Below are 7,350 nucleotides of genomic sequence, written 5' to 3' on the forward strand. Positions count from 1 at the left end.
GCACTGGGCCGACCAGTGTACGTCCGGCCAGTGGAACGCGCGTTCCCGTATTGCGTGCACGGTTTCCCGTACCGCGGTTAACGCGCGTTGAAGTACTTCGCCTCCGGATGGTGGATGACGATCGCGTCCGTGGACTGCTCGGGGTGGAGCTGGAACTCCTCGGAGAGGTGGACGCCGATCCGCTCGGGCCGGAGCAGTTCGGCGATCTTGGCGCGGTCCTCCAGGTTGGGGCAGGCGCCGTAGCCGAGCGAGAAGCGGGCGCCGCGGTACTTGAGGTCGAACATGTCCTTCACGTCGCTGGGGTCCTCGCCGGCGAAGCCGAGCTCCGAGCGGACCCGGGCGTGCCAGTACTCGGCCATGGCTTCGGCCAACTGGACGGAGAGTCCGTGCAGTTCGAGGTAGTCGCGGTAGGCGTTGGCCTCGAAGAGCTTGGCGGTCTCCTCGCCGATGCGCGAGCCCACGGTGACGACCTGGAGGCCGACGACGTCGACCTCGCCGGACTCCTCGGGGCGGAAGAAGTCCGCGAGGCACAGGCGGCGGCCCCGGCGCTGGCGCGGGAAGGAGAAGCGGGTGCGCTCGGAGCCGTCCTCGCCCAGGAGGATCAGGTCGTCGCCCTTGGAGACGCAGGGGAAGTAGCCGTAGACGACGGCCGCTTCGAGGAGGCCTTCGGTGTGCAGCTTGTCGAGCCAGCCGCGCAGGTGCGGGCGGCCCTCGGTCTCCACCAGCTCCTCGTAGCTGGGGCCGCCCTTGCGGGCTTCCTTGAGGCCCCACTGGCCCTTGAAGAGGGCGCCCTCGTCGAGCCAGGAGGCGTACTCCTTGAGCTGGATGCCCTTGACGACGCGGGTGCCCCAGAAGGGCGGCTCGGGGATCTTGTTGTCGGTGGAGGTGTCGGAGCGGACCGAGCCCTCGGGCTCCTCCACCTCCAGGACGGCGACGTTCTCCTTCTTGGGGACGCGGCGCTGCTTGAGTTCGGGGAGTACGGCGCCGGGGACGCCTCGCTTGACGCCGATGAGGGCGTCCATCAGACGCAGGCCCTCGAACGCGTCGCGGGCGTAGCGCACTTCGCCCTCGTAGATCTCGTGCAGGTCCTGCTCGACGTACGCGCGGGTGAGGGCTGCTCCGCCGAGGATGACGGGGAAGTCGGCGGCCATCTTGCGCTGGTTGAGCTCCTGGAGGTTCTCCTTCATGATCACCGTGGACTTCACCAGGAGTCCCGACATGCCGATGACGTCGGCGCGGTGTTCCTCGGCGGCTTCCAGGATCGCGGAGACGGGCTGCTTGATGCCCAGGTTGACGACGGTGTAGCCGTTGTTGGAGAGGATGATGTCGACGAGGTTCTTGCCGATGTCGTGGACGTCGCCGCGGACGGTGGCCAGCACGATGGTGCCCTTGCCGTCGTCGTCGGTCTTCTCCATGTGCGGTTCCAGGTAGGCGACCGCGGTCTTCATGACCTCGGCGGACTGGAGCACGAACGGCAGCTGCATCTGGCCGGAGCCGAAGAGCTCGCCGACCACCTTCATGCCTTCGAGCAGCGTGTTGTTGACGATGTCGAGGGCGGGGGCGCCGGTGAGGGCTTCGTCGAGGTCGGCCTCCAGGCCGTTCTTCTCGCCGTCGATGATGCGGCGCTGGAGGCGCTCGCCGAGCGGCAGGGCCATGAGTTCCTCGGCGCGGCCCGCCTTCATCGACTTCATGTTGACGCCGTCGAAGAGCTCCATGAGCTTCTGCAGGGGGTCGTAGCCCTCGGCGCGGCGGTCGTGGATGAGGTCGAGGGCGACCTTGACCTGCTCGTCCTCCAGCCGGGCGATCGGCAGGATCTTGGAGGCGTGCACGATCGCGGAGTCGAGTCCGGCCTTGACGCACTCGTCGAGGAAGACGGAGTTGAGGATGACGCGGGCGGCCGGGTTGAGGCCGAAGGAGATGTTGGAGAGGCCCAGGGTGGTCTGGACGTCGGGGTGGCGCTTCTTGAGTTCGCGGATCGCCCCGATGGTGGCGATGCCGTCCTTGCGGGACTCTTCCTGGCCGGTGCAGATGGTGAAGGTGAGGACGTCGATGAGGATGTCGGACTCCTGCACCCCCCAGTTGCCGGTCAGGTCGTTGATGAGGCGCTCGGCGATGGCGACCTTGTGCTCGACGGTGCGGGCCTGGCCCTCCTCGTCGATGGTGAGCGCGATCAGTGCGGCGCCGTGCTCGGTGGCGAGTTCGGTGACCTTCGCGAAGCGGGATTCGGGGCCGTCGCCGTCCTCGTAGTTGACGGAGTTGATGACGGCGCGCCCGCCGAGCATCTCCAGTCCTGCCTTCAGGACGGGGAGTTCGGTGGAGTCCAGGACGAGGGGCAGGGTGGAGGCGGTGGCGAAGCGGCCTGCGAGTTCCTTCATGTCGGCGACGCCGTCGCGGCCCACGTAGTCGACGCAGAGGTCGAGCATGTGGGCGCCCTCGCGGATCTGGTCGCGGGCCATCTCCACGCAGTCGTCCCAGCGGGCTTCCAGCATGGCCTCGCGGAACTTCTTCGATCCGTTGGCGTTCGTGCGCTCGCCGATGGCGAGGTACGAGGTGTCCTGCCGGAACGGGACGGTCTGGTAGAGGGAGGCGGCGCCCGGCTCGGGGCGCGGTTCGCGGGCCGCGGGGGTCAGGCCGCGGGCCCGGTCGACGACCTGGCGCAGGTGCTCGGGCGTCGTACCGCAGCAGCCGCCGATGAGGGACAGGCCGTAGTCGTTGACGAAGGCTTCCTGCGCGTCGGCGAGGCCCTCGGGGCCGAGCGGGAAGTGCGCGCCGTCCTTGGTGAGGACCGGCAGGCCGGCGTTGGGCATGCACATCAGCGGCGTACGGGAGTGGCGGGCGAGGTAGCGCAGGTGCTCGCTCATCTCGGCGGGGCCCGTCGAGCAGTTGAGGCCGATGAGGTCGATGCCGAGGGGTTCCAGGGCGGTGAGCGCGGCGCCGATCTCGGAGCCGAGCAGCATGACGCCGGTCGTCTCGAAGGCGAGCGAGCAGATCAGCGGCACGCTGACGCCGAGTGCGTCCATGGCCCGGCGGGCGCCGATGAGGCTGGACTTGGTCTGCAGGAGGTCCTGCGTGGTCTCCACGATCAGGGCGTCGGCGCCGCCGGCCAGGAGGCCTTCGGCGTTCTGCTGGTAGCCGTCGCGGATCACGTCGTAGGTGATGTGGCCGAGCGAGGGCAGCTTGGTGCCGGGGCCGACCGAGCCGAGGACCCAGCGGGTGCGGCCGTCCTGGGCGGCGAACTCGTCGGCGACCTCGCGGGCGATCCGGGCGCCGGACTCGGAGAGCTCGACGATGCGGTCGGCGATGTCGTACTCGTTGGCCGCGGAGTGGTTGGCGCCGAAGGTGTTGGTCTCCACACAGTCGACGCCGACCGCGAAGTACTCCTTGTGCACGTTGCGGACGATGTCCGGGCGCGTGAGGTTCAGGATCTCGTTGCAGCCTTCGAGGTCCTGGAAGTCTTCGAGGGTGGGGTCCTGTGCCTGGAGCATCGTGCCCATCGCGCCGTCGGCCACCACTACGCGGGTGGCGAGTGCCTCACGGAGGGCTTCGACTCGGGTGCGGGCGTCGGGCGTGGAGTGCGGCAACGAGGCCATGGATGTGCTCCCAGGGTTGCGACGGCTGTCGGCTTTGCACCCGCCCAGGCGGCGGGCGCACCCGGTCAGGGTAGCGGGGCCGATCCCGGGAGTGTGCAGGTGTCCCGGTCGGCGGACAGTGGTGCCGCACTGGAGGCGGTGGCCTGCGCAGGGCCCGGCGCGCGGTGCGCCGGTGACAGGGGTCGGTAACGGCCGATACTGTTCAGCATTGCCGAACATCGGCTCTTTTGGACTGTTGGACGACTGTGGGACTTCTCGATTCCCTGTGGACTCGGATCCCGGTGGAGGTGTCGGGCGATGGCTCGCAATATCCAGTCGCTGGAGCGGGCGGCTGCCATGCTGCGGCTGCTCGCGGGCGGCGAGCGGCGGCTGGGCCTGACGGAGGTGGCCGCCGCGCTGGGACTTGCCAAGGGGACCGCGCACGGCATTCTGCGCACCCTTCAGCACGAGGGCTTCGTGGAGCAGGACCCGGCGTCGGGCCGCTACCAGCTGGGGGCGGAGCTGCTGCGGCTGGGCAACAGCTTCCTGGACGTGCACGAGCTGCGGGCCCGGGCCCTGGTGTGGACGGACGACCTGGCGCGTTCCAGCGGCGAGAGCGTCTATCTGGGGGTGCTGCACCAGCAGGGCGTACTGATCGTGCACCACGTCTTCCGGCCCGACGACAGCCGTCAGGTGCTGGAGGTGGGGGCGATGCAGCCGCTGCACAGTACGGCGCTGGGCAAGGTGCTGTCCGCGTTCGACCCGGTGGCGCACACCGAGGCGGTGGAGGCCGACCGGGAGCCGTTCACCGCGCGCACCCTCACTTCGGCGGAGGAGTTCGAGGAGGTGCTCGATCTCACCCGGGCGCGCGGGTGGGCCGCCGACGTGGAGGAGACCTGGGAGGGCGTGGCGTCGATCGCGGCCCCCATCCACGACCGGCGGCGGATGCCGGTGGGCGCGGTGGGCATCACGGGTGCGGTCGAACGGGTGCGGCCCGAAGGGGAGTTGAAGCCCGAGCTGGTGGCCGCGGTACGGGACTGTGCGCGTGCGGTGTCGCGGGATCTGGGCGCCGGGCGGTTCTGAGCGCTACGGGGCCGGATCGTCACGCTCTGGGATGCCGGTCACAGAACCCTTGACGCACTGGTAACGGGGGTGAAAACTGCCGTTCATCGGTCGGCATTGTCGAACACCTAACGACATAAGAGTTAGAGTGGGGCACAAGCCGGGAACCGACTGGGCTCTCATCGAGGGTCTGAACCTGGACGAAGGACAAAGGAGTCGCGGGTGTCCAGCCTCGACATCTTCACCGGCGAGACCATCGGTACCGCCGTACTCATCCTGCTGGGCGGTGGCGTCTGCGCGGCGGTCACCCTCAGGCGCTCGAAGGCGTTCAACGCCGGCTGGGTCGCCATCACCTTCGGGTGGGGCTTCGCGGTACTGACCGCTGCGTACATCTCCGCCGGTCTCTCCGGCGCCCACCTGAACCCGGCCGTGACCGTCGGCCTCGCGATCAAGGGCGCGACGCCCTGGAGCGACCTCCCGGTCTACTTCGCCGGTCAGCTGCTGGGCGCGATGATCGGTGCGCTGCTGGTCTGGGCGACGTACGCGGGCCAGTTCCGCGGCCACCTCACCGACCCGGAAGCGGTCGAGCTGAAGAGCGCGAACCCGGGCCAGGTGCACGGGGTGTTCTTCACCTCGCCCGAGATCCGCAACGCCGCGCAGAACCTGGTCACCGAAGTCATCGCCACCGTCGTGCTGGTGCTGGCGATCCTCACCCAGTCGACGATTCCCGGCGTGTCCGCCGACGACCCCAAGGGTCCCGGCGTCATGGGCGCGATGATCACCGCCTTCGTCGTGGTCGGCATCGGTCTCTCCCTCGGCGGTCCGACCGGCTACGCCATCAACCCGGTCCGTGACCTCGGCCCCCGCATCGTGCATGCTCTGCTCCCGCTGCCCAACAAGGGCGGTTCGGACTGGGGCTACGCCTGGATCCCCGTGGTCGGCCCGCTCCTCGGCGGCGCCATCGCGGGCGGGATCTACCAGCTCGCCTTCGCCTGATCCGCCAAGCTGCGATCTGCAAGCTGCGATCCGTACGACACAAGACTTCGAGGAGCACACCGTGAGCGACGCACACACCACCGGCCCGTTCATCGCGGCCATCGACCAGGGCACCACCTCCAGCCGCTGCATCGTCTTCGACAAGGACGGCCGGATCGTCTCGGTCGACCAGAAGGAGCACGAGCAGATCTTCCCCAAGCCGGGATGGGTCGAGCACGACGCGACCGAGATCTGGGAGAACGTCCAGGAGGTCGTCGCCGGGGCGGTCGTCAAGGCGGGCATCTCCGCCGCCGACGTCAAGGCGATCGGCATCACCAACCAGCGCGAGACCACGATGATGTGGGACAAGGCGACCGGTAAACCCGTCCACAACGCCATCGTCTGGCAGGACACCCGCACCGACGCCCTGTGCAAGGAGCTCGGCCGCAACGTCGGCCAGGACCGCTTCCGCCGCGAGACCGGCCTCCCGCTGGCCTCCTACTTCGCCGGTCCGAAGATCCGCTGGCTGCTGGACAACGTCGAGGGCCTGCGCGAGAAGGCCGAGGCCGGGGACATCCTCTTCGGCACCATGGACTCCTGGGTCATCTGGAACCTCACCGGCGGTGTGAACGGCGGCGTGCACGTCACCGACGTCACCAACGCCTCGCGCACCCTGCTGATGAACCTGCACACGATGGCCTGGGACGAGAAGATCCTGACGTCCATGGACATCCCGGCCGCCGTCCTGCCGGAGATCAAGTCTTCCGCCGAGGTGTACGGAACCGCCGCTTCCGGTGTCCTGGCGGGTGTGCCGGTCGCGTCCGCGCTCGGCGACCAGCAGGCGGCACTGTTCGGCCAGACCTGCTTCTCCGAGGGCGAGGCCAAGTCGACGTACGGCACCGGCACGTTCATGCTGATGAACACCGGTGAGGAGCCCGTCAACTCGTACAACGGCCTGCTGACGACCGTCGGCTACCAGATCGGCGACCAGAAGCCGGTCTACGCGCTGGAAGGCTCGATCGCGGTCACCGGTTCGCTGGTGCAGTGGATGCGCGACCAGATGGGCATGATCAAGACCGCGGCCGAGATCGAGACGCTGGCCTCCAGCGTCGAGGACAACGGCGGCGCGTACTTCGTGCCCGCGTTCTCCGGTCTTTTCGCCCCGTACTGGCGCTCCGACGCCCGCGGTGTGATCGCGGGTCTCACCCGGTACGTCACCAAGGCGCACATCGCGCGCGCCGTGCTGGAGGCGACGGCCTGGCAGACCCGTGAGATCACCGACGCCATGACCAAGGACTCGGGCGTCGAGCTGACCGCCCTGAAGGTCGACGGCGGCATGACCTCCAACAACCTGCTGATGCAGACCCTGTCGGACTTCCTGGACGCCCCCGTCGTCCGTCCGATGGTCGCCGAGACCACGTGTCTGGGCGCTGCGTACGCGGCCGGCCTCGCGGTCGGCTTCTGGTCGAGCACCGACGAGCTGCGCGCCAACTGGCGCCGGGCCGCCGAGTGGACGCCGCGCATGGACGAGGCCCAGCGCGACCGCGAGTACAAGAGCTGGCTCAAGGCCGTCGAGCGCTCCATGGGCTGGCTCGACGAAGAAGAAGTCTGAGGCAGATCCGCGGCGGATCGACAGGGATCCGCCGCGATCCGCAGAACTAGATCTGTTCCAGAGATCTGAAGAGGAGCAAGCGACATGACCACCCTGCAGAGCGGCCCGACCCACGGGGCGCGACCGGACGAC

At 68.8% G+C, this 7,350-nt stretch carries 4 protein-coding genes; 3 read left to right on the top strand and 1 reads right to left on the bottom strand.

Annotated features, from left to right (window positions below; genetic code table 11):
- Window positions 1–77 precede the first annotated feature (77 nt).
- The gene (metH, locus tag ACWGIG_RS35215; RefSeq protein ID WP_453325774.1) at window positions 78–3,590 is read right to left on the bottom strand and encodes a methionine synthase; all 3,513 of its coding nucleotides are present in this window, start codon (window positions 3,588–3,590) and stop codon (window positions 78–80) included.
- Window positions 3,591–3,887: 297 nt separating this feature from the next.
- Here metH and ACWGIG_RS35220 point away from each other — a divergent pair, with 297 nt between their 5' ends.
- From ACWGIG_RS35220 to glpK, 3 genes are all read left to right on the top strand, one after another.
- Window positions 3,888–4,652: an IclR family transcriptional regulator gene (locus ACWGIG_RS35220; protein ID WP_453325775.1), complete on the top strand. Its 765-nt coding sequence runs from the start codon at window positions 3,888–3,890 to the stop codon at window positions 4,650–4,652.
- A 201-nt stretch (window positions 4,653–4,853) separates the two neighbouring features.
- A complete protein-coding gene (locus ACWGIG_RS35225) occupies window positions 4,854–5,627 on the top strand; it encodes an MIP/aquaporin family protein (protein WP_453325776.1) in 774 nt (257 codons plus the stop codon).
- 61 nt (window positions 5,628–5,688) lie between these two features.
- A complete protein-coding gene (glpK, locus tag ACWGIG_RS35230; RefSeq protein ID WP_453325777.1) occupies window positions 5,689–7,218 on the top strand; it encodes a glycerol kinase GlpK in 1,530 nt (509 codons plus the stop codon).
- Window positions 7,219–7,350 lie beyond the last annotated feature (132 nt).

This window comes from Streptomyces sp. NPDC054863, assembly GCF_053610825.1.

Excerpts from the sequence above, each read along its gene's own strand:
- metH (WP_453325774.1), bottom strand. The coding sequence starts at position 3,590 with ATGGCCTCGTTGCCGCACTCCACGCCCGACGCCCGCACCCGAGTCGAA.
- ACWGIG_RS35220 (WP_453325775.1), top strand. The coding sequence starts at position 3,888 with ATGGCTCGCAATATCCAGTCGCTGGAGCGGGCGGCTGCCATGCTGCGG.